Source organism: Geodermatophilus nigrescens (assembly GCF_900129495.1).
In the GTDB taxonomy this organism is placed as follows: domain Bacteria; phylum Actinomycetota; class Actinomycetes; order Mycobacteriales; family Geodermatophilaceae; genus Geodermatophilus; species Geodermatophilus nigrescens.
Window position 1 is genome coordinate 248,057 of the sequence record NZ_FQVX01000002.1, and the last position, 22,615, is coordinate 270,671.

Annotated in this window: 22 protein-coding genes; 6 read left to right on the forward strand and 16 right to left on the reverse strand. The window is 75.6% G+C overall.

The window, feature by feature from the left end:
- Window positions 1–10: 10 nt before the first annotated feature.
- The 7 genes from BUE37_RS08755 to BUE37_RS08785 all read right to left on the reverse strand — a co-directional run bounded on the left by BUE37_RS08755 (window position 11) and on the right by BUE37_RS08785 (window position 7,433).
- A complete protein-coding gene (locus BUE37_RS08755; RefSeq protein ID WP_139252901.1) occupies window positions 11–736 on the reverse strand; it encodes an endonuclease domain-containing protein in 726 nt (241 codons plus the stop codon).
- Between the two features lie 25 nt (window positions 737–761).
- Window positions 762–971: a ubiquitin-like protein Pup gene (locus tag BUE37_RS08760; RefSeq protein WP_073419843.1), complete on the reverse strand. Its 210-nt coding sequence runs from the start codon at window positions 969–971 to the stop codon at window positions 762–764.
- Window positions 972–1,055: 84 nt separating this feature from the next.
- Window positions 1,056–2,039 (reverse strand): acyl-CoA dehydrogenase family protein, encoded by a 984-nt coding sequence (locus tag BUE37_RS08765; protein ID WP_073419844.1) that lies wholly within the window; start codon window positions 2,037–2,039, stop codon window positions 1,056–1,058.
- Entirely contained in the window at window positions 2,040–3,545 is a 1,506-nt protein-coding gene (dop, locus tag BUE37_RS08770) for a depupylase/deamidase Dop (RefSeq protein WP_073419845.1), read from the reverse strand.
- Between the two features lie 64 nt (window positions 3,546–3,609).
- The gene (locus BUE37_RS08775; RefSeq protein ID WP_139252902.1) at window positions 3,610–4,500 is read right to left on the reverse strand and encodes a septum formation family protein; all 891 of its coding nucleotides are present in this window, start codon (window positions 4,498–4,500) and stop codon (window positions 3,610–3,612) included.
- A gap of 106 nt (window positions 4,501–4,606) precedes the next feature.
- Entirely contained in the window at window positions 4,607–6,388 is a 1,782-nt protein-coding gene (arc, locus tag BUE37_RS08780; protein ID WP_073419847.1) for a proteasome ATPase, read from the reverse strand.
- A 109-nt stretch (window positions 6,389–6,497) separates the two neighbouring features.
- Window positions 6,498–7,433 carry a tRNA (adenine-N1)-methyltransferase gene (locus BUE37_RS08785; protein ID WP_281248069.1) on the reverse strand — a complete coding sequence of 312 codons (936 nt, stop codon included), beginning with the start codon at window positions 7,431–7,433 and terminating at the stop codon, window positions 6,498–6,500.
- Between the two features lie 86 nt (window positions 7,434–7,519).
- On the opposite strand from BUE37_RS08785, the gene BUE37_RS08790 reads away from it, so the two are divergent.
- Complete coding sequence (locus BUE37_RS08790; RefSeq protein WP_073419848.1) at window positions 7,520–8,464, forward strand: RecB family exonuclease; 945 nt, start codon at window positions 7,520–7,522, stop codon at window positions 8,462–8,464.
- Window positions 8,465–8,647: 183 nt separating this feature from the next.
- Here the strand turns inward: BUE37_RS08790 and BUE37_RS08795 are convergent, their stop codons facing one another.
- Together BUE37_RS08795 and BUE37_RS08800 are read right to left on the reverse strand one after the other, a co-directional pair.
- Entirely contained in the window at window positions 8,648–9,433 is a 786-nt protein-coding gene (locus BUE37_RS08795) for an isocitrate lyase/PEP mutase family protein (RefSeq protein WP_139252903.1), read from the reverse strand.
- Window positions 9,430–10,050 carry a hypothetical protein gene (locus BUE37_RS08800; protein ID WP_217651192.1) on the reverse strand — a complete coding sequence of 207 codons (621 nt, stop codon included), beginning with the start codon at window positions 10,048–10,050 and terminating at the stop codon, window positions 9,430–9,432. The genes BUE37_RS08795 and BUE37_RS08800 overlap by 4 nt, the downstream gene beginning before the upstream one ends.
- A 64-nt stretch (window positions 10,051–10,114) precedes the next feature.
- Between BUE37_RS08800 and BUE37_RS08805 the strand changes: the two genes are divergently transcribed.
- Together BUE37_RS08805 and BUE37_RS08810 are read left to right on the forward strand one after the other, a co-directional pair.
- Window positions 10,115–10,798, forward strand: coding sequence for an ArsR/SmtB family transcription factor (locus BUE37_RS08805; RefSeq protein WP_073419850.1), 684 nt, complete (start codon window positions 10,115–10,117; stop codon window positions 10,796–10,798).
- Between the two features lie 78 nt (window positions 10,799–10,876).
- The gene (locus BUE37_RS08810) at window positions 10,877–12,052 is read left to right on the forward strand and encodes an amidohydrolase family protein (protein WP_073419851.1); all 1,176 of its coding nucleotides are present in this window, start codon (window positions 10,877–10,879) and stop codon (window positions 12,050–12,052) included.
- A 4-nt stretch (window positions 12,053–12,056) separates the two neighbouring features.
- Here BUE37_RS08810 and BUE37_RS08815 read toward each other — a convergent pair whose 3' ends face one another.
- Window positions 12,057–12,749, reverse strand: coding sequence for an HAD family hydrolase (locus tag BUE37_RS08815; RefSeq protein ID WP_073419852.1), 693 nt, complete (start codon window positions 12,747–12,749; stop codon window positions 12,057–12,059).
- Window positions 12,750–12,766: 17 nt separating this feature from the next.
- Window positions 12,767–13,876 carry a tyrosine-type recombinase/integrase gene (locus BUE37_RS08820; protein ID WP_175562825.1) on the reverse strand — a complete coding sequence of 370 codons (1,110 nt, stop codon included), beginning with the start codon at window positions 13,874–13,876 and terminating at the stop codon, window positions 12,767–12,769.
- 1,182 nt (window positions 13,877–15,058) lie between these two features.
- Between BUE37_RS08820 and BUE37_RS24165 the strand changes: the two genes are divergently transcribed.
- Together BUE37_RS24165 and BUE37_RS08830 are read left to right on the forward strand one after the other, a co-directional pair.
- The gene (locus BUE37_RS24165) at window positions 15,059–16,021 is read left to right on the forward strand and encodes an AraC family transcriptional regulator (protein WP_073419854.1); all 963 of its coding nucleotides are present in this window, start codon (window positions 15,059–15,061) and stop codon (window positions 16,019–16,021) included.
- 31 nt (window positions 16,022–16,052) lie between these two features.
- A complete protein-coding gene (locus BUE37_RS08830) occupies window positions 16,053–17,021 on the forward strand; it encodes a helix-turn-helix transcriptional regulator (protein ID WP_073419855.1) in 969 nt (322 codons plus the stop codon).
- On the opposite strand, the gene BUE37_RS08835 is transcribed toward BUE37_RS08830, so the two are convergent.
- From BUE37_RS08835 to BUE37_RS08850, 4 genes are all read right to left on the reverse strand, one after another.
- Window positions 17,022–17,258, reverse strand: a complete 237-nt coding sequence (locus BUE37_RS08835; RefSeq protein WP_139252904.1) for a hypothetical protein — start codon at window positions 17,256–17,258, stop codon at window positions 17,022–17,024. It abuts the gene before it with no gap.
- A 173-nt stretch (window positions 17,259–17,431) separates the two neighbouring features.
- The gene (locus BUE37_RS08840; protein ID WP_073419857.1) at window positions 17,432–17,707 is read right to left on the reverse strand and encodes a hypothetical protein; all 276 of its coding nucleotides are present in this window, start codon (window positions 17,705–17,707) and stop codon (window positions 17,432–17,434) included.
- Window positions 17,708–18,532: 825 nt separating this feature from the next.
- Window positions 18,533–19,474: an NADP-dependent oxidoreductase gene (locus tag BUE37_RS08845; protein ID WP_073419858.1), complete on the reverse strand. Its 942-nt coding sequence runs from the start codon at window positions 19,472–19,474 to the stop codon at window positions 18,533–18,535.
- Window positions 19,475–19,500: 26 nt separating this feature from the next.
- Window positions 19,501–19,968, reverse strand: coding sequence for a cupin domain-containing protein (locus BUE37_RS08850; RefSeq protein WP_073419859.1), 468 nt, complete (start codon window positions 19,966–19,968; stop codon window positions 19,501–19,503).
- Between the two features lie 184 nt (window positions 19,969–20,152).
- On the opposite strand from BUE37_RS08850, the gene BUE37_RS08855 reads away from it, so the two are divergent.
- Window positions 20,153–22,183: an ATP-binding protein gene (locus BUE37_RS08855; RefSeq protein WP_217651193.1), complete on the forward strand. Its 2,031-nt coding sequence runs from the start codon at window positions 20,153–20,155 to the stop codon at window positions 22,181–22,183.
- Window positions 22,184–22,204: 21 nt separating this feature from the next.
- Here BUE37_RS08855 and BUE37_RS23755 read toward each other — a convergent pair whose 3' ends face one another.
- Entirely contained in the window at window positions 22,205–22,363 is a 159-nt protein-coding gene (locus tag BUE37_RS23755) for a hypothetical protein (protein WP_175562826.1), read from the reverse strand.
- Between the last annotated feature and the right edge of the window lie 252 nt (window positions 22,364–22,615).

Consider the following 22,615-nt stretch of genomic DNA (forward strand, 5'->3'; position numbering starts at 1 on the left):
CCGCCGGCCCTCAGCGGCCCGGCGCTCCGGACCAGCCGAACAGCGCCGCCGCCCGAGCACGCACGATCTCACGCCTCTCGTGGACAGGGCAGCCGGCGCTCCTGCGCCGGACCGCGGGCGCCGTCGGGGGCGGGGACCGCCGGTGCCGTCGCGGTGTCCCCTCTCGGGGGCCCGGGTCGGGGGCCGGCCCCTCGCGATGGCGCTCGACGTATCGGGCGGCGTCGCGGAGGACGGTCGGGTGGTCGCGGAACAGGCCGAGCCCGTGGTTGCACCGCTGGCAGAGCCAGCCGCGGACCACACCGGTCCGGTGATCGTGGTCCAGGTGTCGTGGATCGGCTTCGCTGCAGATCGCACAGCAGTTCGCCTGCGCGACCCGCAGATCGTGGACCTCCGCGTCGGACATGCCGTACTGGCGCTGCCGGTAGGCGGCCTTGTTCGTCGCGTTGTGGCAGGACTTGCACCGGCTGCCGAAGCCGGAGGCCGTCCGGCTGCTGCGCACGTAGTCCTCGTGCGCCACCGCCTGCCGGCAGACCGGACACCAGCGAGAGCCCTCGGGCACCCAGGACAGGTCGCGGACTTCCTTTCCCTGCCTGCGCCGGCTCTCGCGGTACCAGCGGTTGTTCCGTTCCCGGTTGCAGGAGAGGCAGTAGAAAGAGAGCCCGTCGGACAGGGAGCGGTTGCGCCCGAACTGCGCCGCCGGCTTGTGCTCACCGCACGAGGGGCAGCGCTTGTCCATCACGTCACCTTCCGCAGCTGGGCGACTACTCGCCGCCCTTCTGCACGTACGACCGAACGAACTCCTCGGCGTTCTCCTCTAGGACGTCGTCGATCTCGTCGAGGATGGCGTCGACGTCCTCGGACATCTCCTTGTGGCGCTCGGCGACCTCGGTGTCGGCCGAGGCCTCGACCTCGTCGGTCTCCTCGCGCGAGCGCGTGGCGCGCTGCTGCCCGCCGGTGTCCCTGGTGGCCATGTGCCCTCCCCTGGTGCGCGCCGAGTGCGTGCTGCTGCCGAAACTACCCGCAGGTACCGACATGCGGGCGGCGGAACGCGGGCCTCAGCCGCCCGCGCCGAACCGGTCCAGCAGGTGCGCGCGGATGGCCGGCCGCGAGCCGAAGACGAGCAGGAACACCGCCTCGCGCGCCGTCCGCTCGGCCACGCTGCCGGCCCGGGCCGCGGCGCTCCCGGAGGCCACCACCAGCGCGCCGGCCGCCCGGTGGGCCAGCGCCGCCGCCTCCGCCCGCGCGGCGGACAGGTCCTCCGGCCCGGCCGCGTCCAGCCGCGCCCGCGCCGCCACCAGCGCGGCGTCCAGCGGCGAGGGCCCCACCAGCGCCGCACACCGCCGGACCAGGCCCAGCGCCAGCGAGCCGTTGACCCGCAGCCCGGCCGCGTCGCCCGCCCGGACCTGCGCCAGCGGCGTCGTGCCCAGCAGCCGGCCGACCGGCACGCGGTGCCCGCGCAGGCGCAGCTCCACCGTGGCGCTCGCCTGCACGGCCACCAGCGGCTGCGGCACCGCCTCCAGCGTCGGGCCCCCGACCGCGTCGGCGAGCACGAACGCGACGTCCTCGCCGTCGCGGGCGGCCACCACCAGCACGTCGACCAGGCCCCACCCGGTCACCCACGGCACGGTGCCGTCGAGCACCAGCTCCCCACCGTCGCGCCGCAGCGTCACCGGCCCGGCGTCCGGCCGGGTCGCGGCCTGCAGCGCGATGCCCGCCCGCACCCGCCCGGCGCACAGGTCCGCCAGCAGCCCCGGATGCGCCCCGGACGCGGCCAGCCGCCCGACGACGCCGTGGTGCTGCAGGTACACGAACGCCGTCGCGAGGTCGCCGGCGGCCAGCTCCTCCACCACCGCCGCCAGCGTCGCGCCGTCGCCGTCCAGGCCCCCGGCGGACGCCGGCCCGACCACGCCGTAGAGCCCGGCCGCGGCCAGCGCGTCGAGGTGCGTGCGCGGCAGGACCCCGGTGGCGTCGACCCCGGCGGCCGCGGGCGCCAGCACGCCGGCCGCCAGCGCCCGGGCGGCCTCCACCGGCGCGGGCACTCAGCCCCCGGTGATGGTGTCGACCAGCTCCTGCGCGCTCGACGTCGACTCGAACAGCAGCCCGACGTGGTCGCGGGTGCCCTTGAGCGGCTCCATCGTGGGGATCCGCACCAGGTTCTCCCGGCCCAGGTCGAACACCACCGAGTCCCAGGACGCCGCGGCCACCTGCGCCGGGAAGCGCCGCAGGCACTCGCCGCGGAAGAACGCCCGGGTGTCGCTCGGCGGCGTCACCATCGCCCGCGTCACCTCGTCGTCGGTGAGCAGCCGCTGCATCGACCCGCGGGCCACCAGCCGGTGGTACAGCCCCTTGTCCGGGCGCACGTCGGAGTACTGCAGGTCGACCAGGTGCAGCCGCGAGTCGCCCCAGCCGAGCCCGTCGCGGGACCGGTAGCCCTCCAGCAGGCGCAGCTTGGCCGGCCAGTCGAGGCGGTCGGCCAGGCGCATCGGGTCGACGGCGAGGTCGTCGAGCACCTCGGCCCACCGGCGCAGCACGTCGGCGGTCTGCTCGTCGGCGCCGCCGGAGCGCTCGACGAAGGCCACCGCCTGGTCGAGGTAGGCGCGCTGCACGTCGACGGCGGTCATGCGGCGGCCGTTGCGCAGCCGCACCAGGTGGGTGAGCGAGGGGTCGTGGCTGACCGCCTGCAGCGCCGCCACCGGCTCCTCGATCGACAGGTCCTCGGTGAGGGCCCGCGCCTCGATCATGTCGAGCACGAGCGCCGTCGTCCCGACCTTCAGGTAGGTGGACAGCTCGGCGAGGTTGGCGTCGCCGATGATCACGTGCAGCCGCCGGTACTCGTCGGGGTTGGCGTGCGGCTCGTCGCGGGTGTTGATGATCGGCCGCTTGAGCGTCGTCTCCAGGCCCACCTCGACCTCGAAGAAGTCGGCGCGCTGGGAGATCTGGAAGCCCTGGGTGCGGCCCTCGGTGCCGATGCCGACGCGGCCGGCGCCGGCGAACACCTGGCGGGTGACGAAGAACGGGACGAGCCCGCGGATGATCTCGATGAACGGCGTCCGCCGGTCCATCAGGTAGTTCTCGTGGGCGCCGTAGCTGGCGCCCTTGCCGTCGGTGTTGTTCTTGTACAGCTGGATCGGCTGGGTGCCGGGGATGCGGGCGGCGCGCCGGGCGGCCTCGGCCATCACCCGCTCTCCGGCCTTGTCCCACAGCACGATGTCGCGCGGGTTGGTGACCTCCGGCGTCGAGTACTCCGGGTGGGCGTGGTCGACGTAGAGCCGCGCGCCGTTCGTGAGGATGACGTTCGCCATCCCCGAGTCCTCGTCGAGGTCGTTGTGGTCGAGCGCCTGCGCCGGGGAGAGGTCGAAGCCGCGGGCGTCGCGCAGCGGGGACTCCTCCTCGAAGTCCCACCGCGGACGGCGGCGGGTCGGCGCGTCGGCCACCGCCCAGGCGTTCACCACCTGGCTGGAGAGGGTGGTCGGGTTGGCCGTGGGCTGCCCGGGGACCGATATGCCGTACTCGACCTCGGTCCCCATCACCCGCCTGACGCTCATGCAACCGAGACTAGGCCCCGCCGCGCACGGGTTCCCCGGACCGCCGGGAGGGCGCGCGGGCCGGTCAGCCGCGGACCGTCGTCGTCGTCCGGCCACCTCCGGCGGGCACCAGCACGCACCGCCCGTAGGAGTAGTCCGGCCACTCCTCGGCGGTGTCCACCCACACGTCGACGACGTAGCCGTTGGGCACCTCGCCGCCGCCGTAGTCCTCGGCGACGTTCGCGCACGAGCCGACCACCGACCGGCGGGTCGGCTCGTCGGGATAGGGCCCGCCCTCGGGCAGGGCGGCCACCTCGGTGCCCACCGGCTCGGCCTCGTGCGGCTCCGAGCAGGGCGCGACGCCGTAGTCGGCGGGCGAGCCGACGAAGCAGGTGCGGTGCCGCGCCGGGTCGGACCCGGCCAGCGCGCCGGCGAGGATCCCGGGCGCGGGCTCGGGCACCAAGTAGCCGTAGAAGACGTCGCAGCGGATCCACCGGGCGCCCGCGGCCCACTGCTCCGCCGTCGGCAGGTAGGCGGCGTACCAGGCGTAGGGGTCGTCGAGGGAGTCCCCGCCGAGGTACTCGCGGACGACGTCGAGGTCGCACAGGTCGGCCAGCGCCCGGCTGATCCGGCTGTCGGGGTCGTCGAGGTCGGCCTGGGCAGGGTGCGGCGCGTCGTCGGCGAGGCCGCTGTCGCCCACCACCGCGGTCTCGGCGTTGTGGTCACCGGAGCACTCGACCGGCGGCGGCGGGTCGAGCGGGGCGCTCTGCTGCCCGTCGGCGATCGTCGAGCAGGTGCCCACCACCGGCGCCTCGGCGGGGTCGAGGGTGCCCTCGGCGGGCGGCACGGTCGGCTTGGCGACCTCGAGGCCGGCGTAGAACGCCTCGCCGTCGACGGTGCTGCTGCACCCGGCGAGCGCGAGCGCGGCCACCAGGGCGACCGGCACCCAGCGGCCGGCGCGGTGCCCGGTGCGCATGAGCCCGCCCTCCCGTCCGGCGGCCCCGTCCGGGGCGCGCCCGGGCACAGGGTAGAGGCCCGCGGGTCCCGGCCGTCCCGTCCGCGGACGGGACGGCCGGGCCGGCTCAGAGGTACTGGCCGGTGTTGGTGGCGGTGTCGATGGCGCGGCCGGAGTCGCTGCCCTTGCCGCTGATGAGCGTGCGGATGTAGACGATCCGCTCGCCCTTCTTGCCCGAGATCCGCGCCCAGTCGTCGGGGTTGGTCGTGTTGGGCAGGTCCTCGTTCTCCTTGAACTCGTCGACGCAGGCCTGCATGAGGTGGCCGACCCGCAGACCGCTGGACCCGAAGTCCAGGCTGTCCTTGATGGCCATCTTCTTGGCGCGGTCGACGATGTTCTGCAGCATCGCCCCGGAGTTGAAGTCCTTGAAGTACAGGACCTCCTTGTCACCGTTGGCGTAGGTCACCTCGAGGAAGCGGTTCTCCTCGCTCTCGGTGTACATCCGCTCGACGGTGCGCTGGATCATCCCCTGGATGGTGGCCTCGCGGCTGCCGCCGTTCTCGGCGAGGTCGTCGGGGTGGATCGGCAGCGAGGGCCGCAGGTACTTGCTGAAGATGTCGCGCGCGGCCTCGGCGTCCGGGCGCTCGATCTTGATCTTCACGTCGAGCCGGCCGGGCCGCAGGATCGCCGGGTCGATCATGTCCTCGCGGTTGGAGGCGCCGATGACGATGACGTTCTCCAGCCCCTCGACGCCGTCGATCTCGCTGAGCAGCTGCGGGACGATCGTCGACTCGACGTCGGAGCTCACGCCCGACCCGCGGGTGCGGAAGATCGAGTCCATCTCGTCGAAGAAGACGATGACCGGCGTGCCCTCGCTCGCCTTCTCGCGGGCGCGCTGGAACACCAGCCGGATGTGCCGCTCGGTCTCGCCGACGTACTTGTTGAGCAGCTCGGGGCCCTTGATGTTGAGGAAGTAGGACTTGGCCTGCCCCTCCCCCTTCACCGCGGACACCTTCTTGGCCAGCGAGTTGGCGACCGCCTTGGCGATGAGCGTCTTGCCGCAGCCGGGCGGGCCGTAGAGCAGGATGCCCTTGGGCGGGCGCAGCTCGTACTCGCGGAACAGGTCGGCGTGCAGGAACGGCAGCTCCACGGCGTCGCGGATCTGCTCGATCTGCCGGGAGAGGCCGCCGATGTCGGAGTAGTCGATGTCGGGGACCTCCTCGAGGACGAGCTCCTCGACCTCGCTCTTGGGGATCCGCTCGTACACGTAGCCCGACCGCGACTCCAGCAGCAGCGAGTCGCCGACCCGCAGCGGCTGCCCGGCGAGGGAGTCGGCCAGGTAGACGACCCGCTCCTCGTCGGTGTGGCCGATGACCAGCGCGCGCTGGGTGACGCCGTCGACGGGCTCGAGCAGCTCCTTGAGCATGACGACGTCGCCCTGCTTCTCGTAGCCGAGCGCCTCGACGACGTTCATCGCCTCGTTGAGCATGACCTCCTGGCCGGGGCGCAGGCCGTCGAGCTCGACGGCCGGCGACACCGACACCCGCAGCTTCCGGCCGCCGGTGAAGACGTCGACGCTGCCGTCGTCGTGCCGGCCCAGGAAGACGCCGTAGCCCGACGGCGGCTGGCCGAGCCGGTCGATCTCCTCCTTGAGCGTGACCAGCTGCTCGCGGGCGTCGCGCAGGGTGCCGGCCAGCTTGTCGTTGCGGTCGGAGAGGAAGGCCGCGCGGCCCTCCGCCTCGGCGATCCGCTCCTCCAGCGCACGCACCTGGCGCGGGCTCTCGGACACCTTGCGGCGCAGCAGGCCGATCTCCTCCTCGAGGTAGGAGATCTGGGCGAGCAGGGCGGAGACGTCACGCTCGCGCCGCGCTCGGAACTCGTCGGGACCATTGCCAAGGCCGGGGCCCATCGCGCACCTCCGCACACATCAGGGGGAGCCAGGACGCAAATCTATACACGCCTGCCGACGTCCTGCCCGTGGCTCGCGGGGGGCCTCCGGGTGGTGTAGGGACCGGCGCTCAGCCCTTCTGCGCGCGGCGCTGGCGCACCGGCGCGACGACGCCCTCGGCGAGCCGGCGGGCGGTCACCAGGAACGCCGTGTGGGCCACCATCCGGTGCTCCGGCCGCACGGCCAGGCCCACCGCGTGCCACGGGCGGACCAGCGACTCCCAGGCGTAGGGCTCGGTCCAGCAGCCCTGCGCGCGCAGCGCCTCCACGTACGTGGACAGCTGGGTGACGGTGGCGACGTAGCCGACGAGGACGCCGCCCGGGCGCAGCGCGGCGGCCACGGTGGGCAGCACCGCCCAGGGCTCGAGCATGTCCAGGACGACGCGGTCGACGACCTCCTCGGCGGGGTGTTCGGCGAGGTCGCCCAGGCGCAGGTCCCAGTTCTCCGGCACGCCGCCGAAGAAGGCGCCGACGTTGCCGCGCGCGACGTCGGCGAAGTCCTCGCGCCGCTCGTAGCTGGTGACCCGGCCGGACTCGCCGACGGCGCGCAGCAGCGAGCAGGTGAGCGCGCCGGAGCCGGCGCCGGCCTCCAGCACCCGCATGCCGGGGCCGACGTCGCCGCTGCCGACGATCTGGGCGGCGTCCTTGGGGTAGATGACCTGCGCGCCGCGCGGCATGGACAGGACGAAGTCGGCGAGCAGCGGGCGCAGCGCCAGGTAGCCGGTGTTGGCGGTGGAGTGCACGACCGAGCCCTCGGGAGCGCCGATGAGGTCGTCGTGGGCGATGGCGCCGCGGTGGGTGTGGAACTGCTTGCCGGGCTCGAGGACGACGGTGTGCAGCCGGCCCTTGGGGTCGGTGAGCTGCACCCGGTCGCCGACGGCGAACGCGCCCGGGACCGGGATCCGCTCCACCGGCGCCGGCTGCTCCTCCCCCGCGGCCGACGGCTCGGCGGCGGGTGCCGGGGCGGCGCTCTCGGCGGTCTGGCTGGGCTCGGGCTGCTCGGTCACGGGCGGCCAGCCTAGGCGAGCGCCGCGGGCGCCCGTCCCGGCGCGGGGACGCGGGACTGTCGGTGGGGCGACCTAGCCTCGATGACATGACGGCCGTGTTCTCCCCCGACACCGCGCCCGGCGCCCCGTCCGGCACCCCGTCCGACGGCGCCGGGCAGGCTCCCGAGGCGGCGCGGGCGCCGCGCCGCCCGTCGCTGTCGCCCAGCCGCGCGGCCGACTTCAAGACCTGCCCGCTGCTCTACCGCTTCCGCACCATCGACCGGCTGCCGGAGAAGAAGAGCGCGGCGGCGGTGCGCGGCACGCTCGTGCACGCCGTCCTCGAGCGGCTCTACGACCTGCCGCAGGCCGAGCGCACCGTCGAGGCCGCGCGCGGGCTGGTGGGTCCGGCGTGGACGGAGCTGCAGGCCGACCCGGAGGTGGCCGCGCTCTTCGCCCCGGGTGAGGACGGCGCCGAGCCGCCGTCGCTGGACTCCTGGCTCGCCTCGGCCGGGGAGCTGGTGGAGACCTACTTCCGCCTGGAGGACCCGACCCGCATCCAGCCCGAGGGCCGCGAGCAGCTGGTCGAGGTGACGCTGCCCGACGGGCTGCTGCTGCGCGGGTACGTCGACCGGCTCGACGTCGCCCGCAACGGCGCGCTGCGGGTGGTCGACTACAAGACCGGGTCGATGCCGCGCGAGGCGTTCGAGTCCAAGGCGCTGTTCCAGATGAAGTTCTACGCGCTGGTGTTGTGGCGCACCCGCGGCGTGGTGGCCTCCCAGCTCAAGCTCATCTACCTCGGCGACGGCGACGCGCTCACCTACGCCCCCGAGGAGGCCGAGCTGCTGCGCTTCGAGCGGACGCTGCTGGCCATCTGGGCGGCGATCGAGCGGGCGGTGGCCACCGGCGACTTCCGGCCCAACCGCACGCGGCTGTGCGGCTGGTGCGACCACCAGGCGCTGTGCCCCTCCTTCGGCGGCACTCCCCCGCCGTTCCCGGCCGAGGCCGCGGCCGCGGCGGGCTGGAGCACGCTGCCGGTCGTCGAGCGCGACTGACGCGCGCCGGCACGGTCCGCGCGCTCCCCGTCCGGGTCCGCGTCCGGAGCCGACCGCGAGCGCTCGTCCCGTCCCCGGCCGCGATCATGGAGCTGCGGTGGCGACACGCCGGACGGCGTCGGGATGTCGCCACGCGGGCTCCATGATCGCGGGGGCACCGCCACCGGAGCGCTGCCCGGGGGCTCAGGCGCCGAGGGCCGCGGTGCGGGCGTCGACCTCGGCGTACGGCGTGGCCGGCGGGGCGGGCTCCCCGTCGCGCAGGCGCCGGGCCACCGCGACGGCGGCGTCGAGCGCCGCGCGGACCAGCAGCGAGCCGGTGCTCACCCGGCGCGCCCCCAGCTCGGCCAGCCGGGGCAGCGGGTGGTCGGGCCCGGCGAGCACGTTGAGCGGCACGGGCAGCTCCGCGGCGAGGACGGCGATCTCGGCCGCGGTCAGCCGGCCGGGCACGAAGACCCCGTCGGCGCCCGCGGCCACGTAGCGCCGCGCCCGCGCCAGCGTGGTCGCCAGGTCGGCGCGCTCCCCCAGCCAGTACGTGTCCACCCGGGCGTTGACGAACAGCCCGGGCGCCACGGCCGTGACGGCGGCGACCCTGTCCGCGTGCCGCCCCGGATCGGCCAGGCGCCCGCCGGTCGAGTCCTCCAGGTTCACCCCGGCGGCGGGCAGCGCGGCGGCGAGGGCGGCCACCTCCGCCGGGTCGTCGGAGTACCCGTCCTCGAGGTCGACGGTGACCGGGACCGGCAGCCCGGCCAGCCGCCCGGCGAGCCCCGCGGTCGCGGCGCGGGCCGCCCGTGTGGCGTCGGGGAGCCCGGCGGCGGCCGCGACCCCGAGGCTCGTCGTGCCGACCGCGGGGTGCCCGTCGGCCACGAGCGCCAGCGCCGAGGCGACGTCCCACGCGTTGGGCAGCAGCAGCGGCGCCGGGCCGGCGTGCAGGGCGCGGAACGCGGCCCGGCCGTGCGGGTCGGCGGTCACGCGAGCACCGCCGGCCACGCCTCCGGGCACCCCTCCCGCCACGCCGCCGACCACGCCTCGGCCAGCGCCCGGCCCGGGCAGGCGTGCGGGCCCCGGCCGAACGGCGCGTCGGTCAGGTCCACCTCCACCTCGGTGCCGCCCGGCGCGACCCGCCGGGTGGTCGGCACGGGCGGTCCCGCCCGCCCCTCCCGGCGCTGCCGGGCCAGCGCGGAGAGGCCGGCGTACGCCTGGACGAGCAGGCACAGCCGGGCCGCCGTGGCGTCGCTGCGCCCGCCGCAGGCCGCCACGAGCCGCTCCAGCGCGGCGTCGGCCCCGGCGGACTGCGGCGCGTGCGGCTGGTAGGCGGCTGCCACCCGGGCCACGTCACCCGCCCGCTCGGCCGGCAGGCCGAGCCCGCCGAGCAGCACCACCGCCGGATCGGCGGCTGAGTTGGGGATAACGGTCGTAGCGGTGAGGAGGTCGTCGAGCACCGCCCGGCGGCGGGCGTGCTCCGGCCCGTCGCAGAAGCGCGGCGCCCGCGAGCGCAGCCAGGCCAGCCCGGACGCGGCGGGCGGCGCGGCCGGGACGCGGTAGCGGGGGTCCTCGAGGACGGCGGAGGTCACCACAGGGGTCAGCACGGGGCGAGCCTGGCCGCGCCGGTGTTCGGCGGGGACCGAACCGTCGGTGCGCCAGGATGTCCGCGTGCCGGTGTCCGCTGCCTCCCTCGCCCGCTTCGCCGGGCTGCTCGCCGACCGCAGCCGGGCGTCGATGTGCCTGGCACTGCTCGACGGCCGGGCCTGGACGGCGGGCGAGCTGGCCCGGCACGCCGGCGTCGCCCGCTCCACCGCCAGCGAGCACCTCACCGTCCTCGTGGGCGCGGGCGTGCTGACCGAGCGGCGCCAGGGGCGGGCCCGCTACGTCGAGCTGGCCGGGCCGGAGGTGGCCGCTGCCCTGGAGGACCTCGGGGCGCTGGCCGGCGAGCGCGAGCGCCCGACGTCGCTGCGGACCGTCCGGGCCGACGCCCGCCTGGCCGAGGCGCGCACCTGCTACGACCACCTCGCCGGCCGCCTCGGCGTCGCGGTCCTCGGGTCGCTGGCCGCCCGGGGGCTGCTGGACACCACCGCCGGCCTGGCGGTGACCCCGGCCGGGCGGCGCTGGTTCGCCGAGGTCTGCGGCCCGGCGCCGTCGGGGAGCCGCCCGCCCGTGCGGGCCTGCCTCGACTGGACCGAGCGGCGTCCCCACCTCGGCGGCGCCCTCGGCGCGGCGCTGCTGCGCACGGCCCTCGAGGAGCGGTGGGTCATGCCGGTGCCGGGCCTCCCCCGCGCGCTGGCCGTGACGCCGGAGGGCGCGCTCGCGCTGACCGGCCCGGCCGCCGTCGCGGGATGAGCGAGACGCGCCGGGTCCCGTCGACGGCGGCGCTTCCCCCGCCCTAGCGTCGGCCGCCTCCTCCCGGAGGGAGCCGCCATGCGGGGCTACCGGGCCGACCGCGCCTTCGACGGCGAGCGCGTGCTGCGCGACGGCGCGCTGGTGCTGGTCGAGGACGGCCGCATCGTGGCCGTGCAGCCCGCGTCGGCGGCCGCACCCGACGGCGTGCCGGTCACCGCGCTGCCCGGGACGACGCTGCTGCCCGGCCTGGTCGACACCCACGTGCACCTGTGCGGCGACAGCGGCCCGCGCGCGCTCGACCGGCTGCCGGAGCTCTCACCGGCCGAGGTGGACGCCACCGTGGCCGACTCCCTGCGGCAGCACCTCGCCGCCGGGGTGACGGCGGTGCGCGACCTGGGCGACGTCGGCTGGGCGGTGGTGGAGCGGGCGCCGGAGGACGGGCCGACCGTGGTGGCCTCGGGGCCGCCGCTCACCTCGCACGGCGGGCACTGCGCCGGCATGGGCGGGCAGGTGCGGGGCACCGGGCCGCTGCGGGACGCGGTGCGCGAGCGGGCCGCGCGGGGCGCCGGGGTGGTCAAGCTGATGGCCAGCGGCGGGGCGATGACGCCGGGCACCGACATGGCAGCCTGCCAGTTCACCGCCGCCGAGGTGCGCGCCGTCGTCGACGAGGCGCACCGGCTGGGCCTGCCGGTGACCGCCCACGCGCACGCCCTGCCCGCCGTCCGGCAGGTGCTCGCCGCCGGCGTCGACGGCATCGAGCACTGCACCTGCCTGACGGCGACCGGCTGGGGCGCCCCGCCGGGGCTGGCCGGGCAGCTGGCCCGGGCGGGCGTCGTCGTCGGCCCGACGCTCGGGCTGGCCGAGGGCGCCGTGCCGCCGCCCCGGGTGCAGGCGCTGATCGACCGGCTGGGCCTCACCGAGGAGGCGCGGGCGGCCGAGGCGGCGCGGCTGCACGCGGCCGGCGTCCGGCTGGTCAGCGGGGTCGACTCCGGCATCGCGCCGGGCAAGCCGCACGGGATCGTGGCGCGGGCGGTCGCCTCGCTGGCCGCCGCCGGGGTGCCGGCCGCCGACGCGCTGGCGACGGCGACCGCCGGCGCCGCCCGCGCCTGCGGGTTGGGGCACCGCACCGGGCGGCTCGCGCCGGGCCTGGACGCCGACCTGCTGCTCGTCGACGGCGACCCCACCCGCGACGTCGCGGCGCTGGCGCGGGTGCGGCTGGTCGTCTCCCGCGGCCGGGAGCCGGTCCCGGCCTGAGCGGTCAGCGGCGGGCGGCGTCCCGGTCGAGCACCAGGCGCTCGAGGTCGGCGAGCCCGACGCCGGCGAGGGTGTCGCGCAGGACCAGGCCGTCGGCCGGGGCCAGGGGCTGCAGCGAGGGCACGCCGAGCACGGCGGCGCCGGCGGCGAGCCCGGCGGCCACGCCGGCCGCGGAGTCCTCGACGACGACGCACGCGGCCGGGTCGACGCCGAGCGCCGCGGTGGCCTGCAGGTAGGGCGCCGGGTCGGGCTTGCGGGCGGGCACCTCGTCGCCGCACACGGTGAGGTCGAAGGGCGGGACGTCGAGGTCGGCGGAGATCCGGGCGATGACCAGGTCGGCCAGCGCGCGCGGCGTCGTCGTCACCAGCGCGGTGGGCAGCGCGGCGGCGCGGACCTCGGTCAGCAGCTCGCGGGCCCCCGGCCGCCACGGCACGTCCCCGGCGAGCAGGCCCGCGACGGTGGCCTCGACGTCGGCGGCGTCGGCCTCCCACACGTGCTCGCGGTCGACGCCGAGGTCGGCGTAGAGGATGCCCAGCGCGGTGCGCATGCTGGTGCCCACGGTGGCCTCGCGGGCGGCGGGGCTCAGCTCCCCGCCCAGGCGGCGGGCGAGCCCGAACAGCGCCGCTCCCCAGTGCTGCTCGGTCTCCACGAGCGTGCCGTCCATGTCGAACAGGACTGCAGCAAGGCTATTCGGCATCTGGCCTGCGGTTTTCCCTAACTGGACGGCTCCCGGGTACACAACGGGTACACATCAGGATTGATCTTGGACAGGATGTCGGCCATCGCCGCGCGCGTCGCGAGCTCGTCATCGGGCTTCAGATACGCGTACACGCGGTAGGTGATCTCCGGTCCCGAGTGTCCCAGCCAGCGGGAGACGGCGACGACGGAGACCCCCCGAGACACGAGGCTCGCGCCGAAGAAGTGCCGCAGCGAGTGCGGCGAGACGGTGAACCCGACGGCCCGCTCGATGTCGTCGAAGAGGTGGCCGGCCACCGACTTGGTGAGCGCTCCTCCAGTACGACTGGAGAACACGAGACCGTCGGCGCGAGGGTGCTGGCGGATCTGCTCGGCCAGCGCCTGCAGGACGACGTCGTCGGCGGGGACGTCCCGCCGGGAGGAGCCGGTCTTGAGCTGCCCGAGTTCGCCTCCGGGGCGTCGCTGCTGGCGGATGCGCACGGTGCGGCGCAGGAAGTCGACGTCCTCCACCCGCAGTCCGCAGGCCTCGCTGATCCGCAACCCCAGCCCGACGAGCGCGATGACCAGGGGGCGGTAGTGGTCCGGTGTCGCGGCGAGGACCGCGGCGACGTCCTCGTCGGTCAGGTGCACGTCGCGCCGGCGCGGCGCCGCCGGCGCCCTGACGGCCTTGGCGGGGTTGGAGGCGAGCAGTCCGTCAGCGACGGCGGCGTCGAGGACCTGCCGGACCTGCCGCAGCACCTGCCCGACCGTGCCCGGCGCGAGTGTCTGCGACCACCGTCCGACGGCCGCCGCCACGTGGCTGGGCCGGAGGGCGCCCACCGGATGCCGCCCCAGCGCCGGGAGGACGTGCCGGTCCAGCCGGGACCGTTTGACCAGCCGAGTGGTGTCCGCGGCCAGCAGTGGTGCATGCGCCGCCCAGTGCTCCTCTGCGAACTGCGCGAAGGTGACCGCAGCACGCCTGGCGTCGATGTAGCTGCCGGTGAGCTTCGACGCCTCCATGGTGGCAAGGTAGCGCTCGGCGTCGACCTTCCGGTCGAACACCTTGACCACCTGCACTCCGGATGGGTCACGGAAGCGGGCGTACCAACGCGCCCTGCCTGCACGACTGCGCCGCTCGAGGCTGGCCATGGTCCCTCCCACAGGTGGGTGTTCACTCACCGTCCCACCGAGCGCGGACATCTCCGGCAGGGCGGCAGGAGTCCTCCTGGTCCTTTCCGGTCGGCCGGACCCAGCAGCATGTGGCACCGGCGGACGCGGCGTGCGGCCGCACCGTGAGCACAGCCCCTCCGTCCATGCACGACCTGGCGGTACAGATCGGCGTGGTCGGTGAGCCGCCCGCTCTCCCTCGTGCAGGTCGAGGAGCCGCCGGAGGTCCTGGCGGACGCGGACGGTGAGCCCACCGTCGTTGAGCACATCGGCCTGCACCGGAAGCTGAAGCGCTCGCGGTCAAGCCCACCCGGCAACGGCAGCGCCTGGCCGCCGGGGCCGGCTCGCTCCTGTGGCGTTGGAGCTCAGGACGAGTCGCCTGTCGCCGTGGTTCGTCGTCGAGTCACGAAGTGCGCACGTCTCCACCTCCGCAGACCCTCAGTGATCCCACGTGCATCGCGAGGGAGGCACGGCGACGGGACGATGTCACCACGCCACACGTCCGGTCACGACGACCCGGCAGGCGAGGCGATCGATCCGAACACCTGCGCAGCAGCCGCTCGGCCCATGTGAACAGAGGAGTCGCAGGCCATGAACCGCCACTCACGGGAGGCTCTCAGACAGGCGGCGTTCCGCACGCGCGCCCGTGCCGTGTCCGTCCGTGACCGGTGCGCGGCAGCCCGCGCCCGGGCGCACCAGGCTCGCGCGGACGCGGACCTGCAGTGTCTGCGGAGCCGGGTCCACCAAGAGGCCGGTCGGCGACGTCGGTCGTGCCGCCGCAGGTGAACACTGCGGGCCCGGAGTACACGGGTCCGCCCCGGGCGGCATGACGCAAGTCATGCCGCGTCCGACGTGGTGTCTCCAGCCGTGGTGGAGGTGGAGCAGCACCCCCACCGGTCACCGGCTCCACCGCCGAGCCGTCGAGGTCGCGCCCCGGCGAAACCCGTCACCACGAGTTCGCCGGCCCGGAGTGCATGAGGTGTGTCGCCTCGGTTCTGTCGAGCTCCAGTGCGGTGAGTGACTGTCATGCGCGCTCGAGTCGGCCCCTACGCCTATGGGCGAAGGGCTTCGCATGGCGGGTGGCAGCGACTACGGTCGGCCGGGCCGGCGCTGCCGGTGACGGCCCAGCCACGGCCCCATATCCGCGCACCCCGGAGTCGCGTCATGCCGGTCGAGGTCGTCGACTTGTCCATTCGGGAGCCGGATGTCGCCCAGGCCGTGCTTACCGAGCTCTACCGCTCAGAGCGCCCACACGCGTTCTCCGGCGTCCGCAGGTCGTTCATCTGCGAGCTCCGGTCGGCGACGGCCGGTCGCCTGGGCGCGGACCGGCTGCGGTTCACAGCAGGCATGCGCTGCGTGATCGCTCCGCTGAGCGATCTGGTGGTGGTCAGTCCGGTGAGCGGTGAGTGCCGGTACGTGGCCGGCCGGGACGAGATCATCACGCGGCCGGGCGTGGTGTTCCGGCACCCGATCGGTCTGGCGTTCAGCGGTGAGTGGGACGACATGGACGTGAGCATCGTGCGGTTGCCGCTGGCGGTGGTCGAGCGGGTGGCCGAGGAGCGGCTGGGCGTGCCCCCCGCCGACGTCCGGTTCGACGGGATGAGCCCGGTGTCCGGATCGATGCGCCGCACCTGGCTGGGCCTGATGCGATTCGTGCACCAGCAGATGGCCGATCCGGTGAGCGGGCTGGCCGAGCCGCTGGTCGCCGCGCAGCTGACCGAGCTGGTGGCCGCGACCGCGCTGGCGACGTTCCCGAACACCACGATGACCTCGGCCCGCCTGCCCCGCGCCGGATCGGTCGCACCGGCGGTGGTGCGCCGGGCTGTGGCGTTCATCGACGCGCACGCCTCGCTGCCGATCACCGTCACCGACGTCGCCCGCGCCGCCGGGGTCGGCCCGCGGGCACTGCAGCTCGCCTTCGCCCGCCACCTCGGACTCAGCCCCACGGGCTACATGCGGCGGGTACGGCTGGAAGGCGCGCACCGGGAACTGCAGGCCGCCGACCCCACGGCCGGGGACACCGTCGCGGTGATCGCGGGCCGGTGGGGTTTCGCCAAGCCGGACCGGTTCGCCGCCCACTACCGCGCCACCTACGGAGTGCTCCCTAGCCACACCCTGCGTACCTGAGACCGCCGCCCCTGGCTTCCGGAGGACAGGTATGACCGCCCGGACCACTACAGCGCCCCGGCGCACCCAGTTCGCCACGTCCGACCCGGGCGAGGCGCGAGAGCTCATCGACAGCCTCTTCGGCGGCCGGCTGCAGCTCAAGGCATCCCCGGACACCAGGTGGGAGGCCAGCGTCAAGATGCTGGACGCGGGTGCGTTCAGCATCAGCGATGTCACGGTGCCCGCCGACCTCACGTTCGACCTGGCCGGCCAGGACGACGTCCTCGTCTCCGTGGTCCTCGCCGGTGCCATCGGGTACGACCGCGGGCACGAGCTCGAGCGGTATGTGCCCGGCGACGTGTTCATCGCCAATGACCCCGACACCCGAGCCGTCGCCGACAGTCATGAGGCCCGGACCCTCAGCGTCACCCTTCCCCGGTCACTGCTCACGGACGTCGCCCGGGGCACTCCCACCACGAACGAGCCGTGGCGGTTCACCGCCACGCAGGCCACCCCCGGCGGAGCTGCCCGATGGCGGCACGTCGCCCGCTTCGTCGACGACCTGCTCGCCGGACCCGAGACGGCCGCATCCCCGCTGCTCCTCGGTCCTGCGGGCCGGCTGCTCGCCGCGACCGCCGTGACCGCCTTCCCCCACACCCTGCAACCGGCACAGGCGCCGGCCGACCGGGTGGACGCCCACCCCGGCACACTGCGCCGAGCAGTGGCCTACATCGAGGCCAACCCCGACCTCGACCTCTCCGTCGCCGACATCGCCCGGGCCGCCTGCGTGACCCCCCGCGCGGTGCAGCTGGCGTTCCGCCGCCACCTCGGGACGACGCCGACCGCCTACCTGCGCCGGGCCCGCCTCGCCGAGGCACACCGCCAGCTACGCGACGCCACCTCCGGCGACGGGGTCACCGTCACCGCCGTCGCCGCGCGCTGGGGCTTCACCCCCAGCAGGTTCACCGAGCACTACCGCGCCGCCTACGGGGTGCTGCCCAGCCACACCCTGCGCACCTGATCACATCCGTGCGGTCTGCAGCCGGCGGGCCTCCAGGTCCCGGCGCAGTGCCTCCGCCCGCCGCTGACAGGCGCTGGCATCGGCGGCGAGTTCGGCCGCGATGCGGCGGGCCCGCGCCGCCGCGGCGGCGCGTCGCGCCGCCGCTTCATACCGGTCCGTCGGCACCGTGGTCCGCGCGTCGCTCACGTCGTCGGCCGTTCCGCCCACCGGTGCCCTCGCTGCCTCGTCGAAGGGCACCGCGCGCACCTCGCCTCTGCTCAGCGGCACCCCGCCCGTCCGGGACAGGACCGCGCGCGGCCACCCGGATGGAGCCAACAGGCAGGTCGGGAGCCCCGCTGGAAGAACCGCATCGCCACTGCGCCCCGAGGGGGTGTCGGTTCGCCTACCGGGGATCTGCTCGTCAGTGCGGGTCAGTGCGGGTCGGACGTGGGTGCGCAGGCTCTCGCCCACATCCGCCGCGCCAGGCAGCGTGCAGCATCAGCGCGCACGCGCGCCGAAGCCGCCCGGTCCCGATCGGGCCCGCGCGACTGACCGTCCGCGGCGACGCCCGCGGCGGCCGCGACCTCGTCGTAGCTGTACGCCACCAGCTGCAGTGTGGCAGCAGCCTGTCGCAGCGCTTCAGCGGAGCGACGCACGGCCGCGGCCCGCCGCTCGGCCGTCAGCCCGCGGTCCGCCGCCACCGTCATGCCCCGAGCGTCAACAGGCGCCCGGCGGTTGGCTAGGCCTCGAGCGAACCGTCGACCGGGCGACTCGCCCACGAACGAAGTGGCGACCGGACCCGACCGCTGTGACGACCCGCCATAGACGAGAGGCCGGCCCTGCGCTCAGCCGGCCTCGATGAGCCCTCCGAGTGTGGCGTGGGCACCATCAGCGTGACTCGTGACGGGGCGTTGTGCCGCCGGCGACGAGGGACCGGCGCAGGCTCGGGCACCGATCCCGCACCGCTGCTACGCGCGCGTGGTCCTGGTGTCGATGACGACCGAGTCGTGCTGCCGAGACTCGGCGGTGTACTCAGCGACCGCAGGACGACCGGAGGACGACCGGAGGAGTGCCAGTCCAGCGACCGGAGCGTGTGGTGCCGCGTCGTCGGGATGTCGAACGCTGGATTGACGACCAGCATCATCGGTCCCGACCCGACCGCGCCGGGACGTCATGCCGCACAGGTGCCATCGAACTCGGTGGCATCAACCGGAGGAGAACCGGGCCGCGCCAGCCCCGCCTCAACGATCTTGGGTACACATCGGGTACACATCAGGACGCGAAATGACCCGTCACGACACGCCCGGATCAATCAGCGACTAGGGCGCTGACCTGCAGTTTCGTTGACGACAGTCAACAGCCGACACGCCGTGTCCCGTTCATGTCGAACAGGACGGCGGCGAGGTCGGTGGGCATGGGGTGTGCGGCTCTCCTCGGGCTGGGCGTCTCCCCGACGAGTGTCCCAGCCGGCCGGGCGCGCACCCCCGCGGTCGCCCCCGTGAGACGGGGCACGCGCGCCCGGCCGGCCCGCCTCAGGAGCCCGGGACGACGACGGCCTTGCCGCTGATCCCGCCGTCGGCGGCCCGGGCGTGCAGGTCGGCGAGCCCGGCCAGCGGCACCCGCTCGGCGACGTCGACCCGCAGCTCGCCGCGGTCCACCCGGGCGACCAGCTCGGCCAGCTGGGCGGCGTCGCTGCGGACGAACAGGTCGATCCCGCGGACCCCGCGCGCCTCGTCCGACGGCGCCGGCATCCAGACGGTGGTGTTGACCAGGACGCCGCCGTCCCGGACCAGCCCGGCGAGCGCGGCGAGCTGCTCCGGCTCCACCGGCGCCAGGTTGAGCACCACGTCGACCGGCTCGGGAACCGCGGCCGCGACGTCGCCGGCGGTGTGGTCGACGATCTCGGAGGCGCCGTCGGCCCGCACCCGGTCGGCGCTGCGCGGGCTCGCCGTGGCGATCACGTGCGCGCCGGCCGCCCGGGCGAGCTGGACGGCGTAGCCGCCGACCGCGCCGCCCGCGCCGTTGACCAGCACCCGCTGCCCCGGCTGCAGGCCGGCGTGCTCGAACAGCGCCTGGTACGCGGTGAGCCCGACGATGGGCAGCGCGGCGGCGTCGGCGAGCGGGACCGTCGTCGGTGCGGCGGCGAGCACGTCGGCCGGGGCCAGGACGTACTCGGCCGCGGCGCCGTCCTCGGTCATGGGCAGGAACCCGACGACGGCGTCGCCGACGGCGGGGCCGGTGACCCCCTCGCCGAGCGCGTCGACGGTGCCGGCGACGTCGATGCCCGGCGTGTGCGGGAGCGTCACCGGGATGGGGCCCTGCATGTTCCCGCCGCGGATGTTCGCGTCGACGCCGTTGAACGACGTGCCGGCGACCCGGATGCGCACCTGCCCCGGGCCGGGGACGGGCTGCTCGGCGTCCTCGTGGCGGAGCACGCCGGGACCGCCGAACTCGTGGAAACGGACTGCCTTCATGGGTCTTCCTCTCGGGTCGGACGAGGTCAGCGGGGCGGGCCGAGGACGACGTTGCCGCTCAGGTCGGCGGCCTCGGCGAGCAGCTCCGGGGGGATGGCGAAGCCGTCGGGGCGGGGCTCGCGCCGGTCGCGGCCGGCGTGGCGGAACATCTGCTCCAGCCCGCCGGGGGTGGCGACGAGCAGCAGGTCGGCGGAGTCGGAGGTGATCCGGTAGCCGTGCGGGATGCCGCGCGGCAGGAAGACCGCGCCGCCCTCGCCGAGCTCGTGCCGCTCCTCGCCGGCCCACACCAGGGCCTCGCCGGAGACGACGACGAACACCTCGTCCTCGCGGGTGTGCAGGTGGAACGGCGAGGCGTCGTCCCGCTCGACGTCGAGGCGGGCGACGGTGAGCGCGCCGCCGGTCGCCGCGGCGTCGAGCAGCACGCTCACCGTGCTGCCGCCGATCCACTCGAGCTGCTGCTGGTCCTGCCGCGGGGCGAGGAACGGGACGGTCACGGGTGCTCCCCGGGTCGGGAGGACGGCGACGCCGTCCTGCTGGGACCGACCCTGCGCCGCGCCGCTGCCCGGTCGCCACGCCCGCGGGTGCCCACCCGTGCCCACCGGTGCCCACCCCGTCCGGGTGCGTCCTCCCGGACCCGGACCCCGGCGCGCGATCATGGACGGCGGCGAGAGGAGCCGGGTGAGCACGGGACTGGGCAGCAGGCTGGCCGCGGCGCGGGCGGAGGCGCTCGTGGGCCGCGACCGCGAGCGCGCCGTGATCGACGCCGCGGTGGCCGGCAGCGACGGCGCCCCGGTCGTCGTCTACCTGCACGGGCCCGGCGGCATCGGCAAGTCGACGCTGCTGCGCCACGCCGCCCGGCAGGCGGAGCGGGCGGGGCGCCCGGTGGTGCACCTCGACGTCCGCTTCCTCGACGCCGAGCCGCGGCGCTTCGAGGAGGCCGCCGCGCTGGCGTGCGTGCAGCCGGGCACCGTCCTGCTGCTGGACTCCTTCGAGCACTGCCGGCCGCTGGAGCCGTGGCTGCGCGACACGTTCCTGCTCCGGCTGGCCGACGACGCGCTCGTGGTCATCGCCGGGCGGGGCACCCCCGATCCGGAGTGGTCGCTGGACCCGGGCTGGTCGTCGCTGTTCTGCGAGCTGCCCGTGCGGCCGCTGGAGCCGGCCGAGTCCTCCGCCCTGCTCGCCTCCCGCGGCGTCGCCCCGGCGCAGCGGTCCCGGCTGACCGCGTTCGCCGGCGGCAGCCCGCTCGCCCTGTCGCTCGCGGCCACCGTCTCCGCCGGGAGCCCCGCGACGGGCGCGCCGTGGGAGCCCACCGGCGACGTGCTGACCACGCTGGTCGAACGGCTGGTGGGCGACGTGCCGGGGCCCGCCCACCGGCGGGCACTGGAGGTGGTCGCCCAGGCGTACGTGACGCGGGAGTCGCTGCTGCGCGCGGTGCTGGGCGGGGAGGACACCGCGGAGCTGTTCGCGTGGCTGCGCCAGCTCCCCTACGTCGAGGCCACCGCCGAGGGCCTGCACCCGCACGACGCCGTGCGGGCCACCCTGGAGGCCGACCTGCGCTGGCGGGACCCGGCGCGCTACGACGACGTCCGGGTGCGCGTCTCGGCCGCCCTGCTGGACGCGGTGCGCGCGGCCTCCCACGACGACGCCCTGCTCCGCGTCGCCGAGTGGATGTTCCTGTTCCGCGACCAGACCGGCGTCGACGAGCTCTACGACTGGCGCGCCCACCCGCACGTCGAGGACACCGCGCTGACCCCCACCGACGTCCCCGACGTGCTGCGCATGGCCGCGGAGGCGGAGGGCCCGGAGTCCGCGCGCATCGCGGAGCACTGGCTGCGGCGCCGGCCGGACGGGTTCCGCGTCTACCGGTACGCCGGCTCCGCGCGGCCCGTCGCGTTCATGGCGGTGCTGCGGATGGAGGAGCCCGATCCGGAGGACCTCGCCGCGGACCCGGTGATGGCCGCGCTCTGGGCGCACGTGGCGGACACCGCGCCCCTGGGGCCCGGCGAGCACCTGGCGATCCGCCGGTTCGCCGTGCAGCCGGCCTGGCACCAGCAGCCCTCGCCGGTCATGGACCTCATCGGCCGGCGGACGATCGCCGACGAGATGCGGGCGCGCGGGCGGGCGGTGACCGCCACCGTCTTCGAGGACGCCGGCCGCTGGGGCGCCTACCTGGCCGCCGCGCGGCTGGCGGAGGTGGCGGCCGTGGACGTCGGCGGCCGCCGCCAGCACGTCTTCGGCCGCGACTGGCGCCGCGAGCCGGTCGAGCGGTGGGTGGAGCTGCGGGCCCGGGCGGCGGCCGCGCCCGTGACCGCCGCACCGGCGGGGCGCCCACCGGGGGACGACGGCGACGTCCTGACCGGCGCCGCGTTCGAGGCGGCCGTCCTGGAGGCACTGCGCACCTGGCACGCGCCGCGCGAGTTCGCCACCAACCCCCTGCTCGGCTCGCCCCTGGTGCCGGCGGACTCCCCCGACCCCGTCGCCGACCTGCGCGCCGCGCTCACCACCGCTCTCGACGCGCTGCCCAGCGACCCGGCCGGCGTGCGCGCGCACGAGGCGCTCACCACCACGTTCATCTCCGCCTCCCGCACCCACAAGGCGGCCGCCCGCCGGCTCGGCGTGCCCTACGGCACCTACCGGCGCCACCTCGCGCTGGGCCGCGAGCGGCTGGTCGCGGAACTGCGCCGCCGCACGGGGGCGCCCCGCTCCTGAGCGCGCCGCGGACCGGGCGGGTCAGCCCTCCATCGGGAGCGACGTCCGGTCGAGGAGCACCTCTCCCAGCGCCACGTCGAAGCGCTGCGCGATCGACTGCAGCCGGTCGGCGGGCGCGTCCTCGTCCTTCGCCGTCACGTACTCCGAGATGAGCTCGAGCAGGTCGCGTGCTGTCGTCATGCTGCGAGCCTGCCCGCGATGCAGCCGGTTCTCAACTCACTCGTCCAAGTCTCGACGCCTCCGTCGAGATCGACCGGACGGCGCGCGGGACCGCCGCGCACCCCCAGGGCCACGTGTTCCGCGGCGGTCCCGCGCTGGACGGGTACCCGCCGGTGACGCCCCGCCCGGCGACGTCGGTGCCGGCGTCGCAGCCACCTCGGCGGGACGGACGTCCTGGCGGTCGCGGACGATCCCCCCTTGACGTGACGAAGC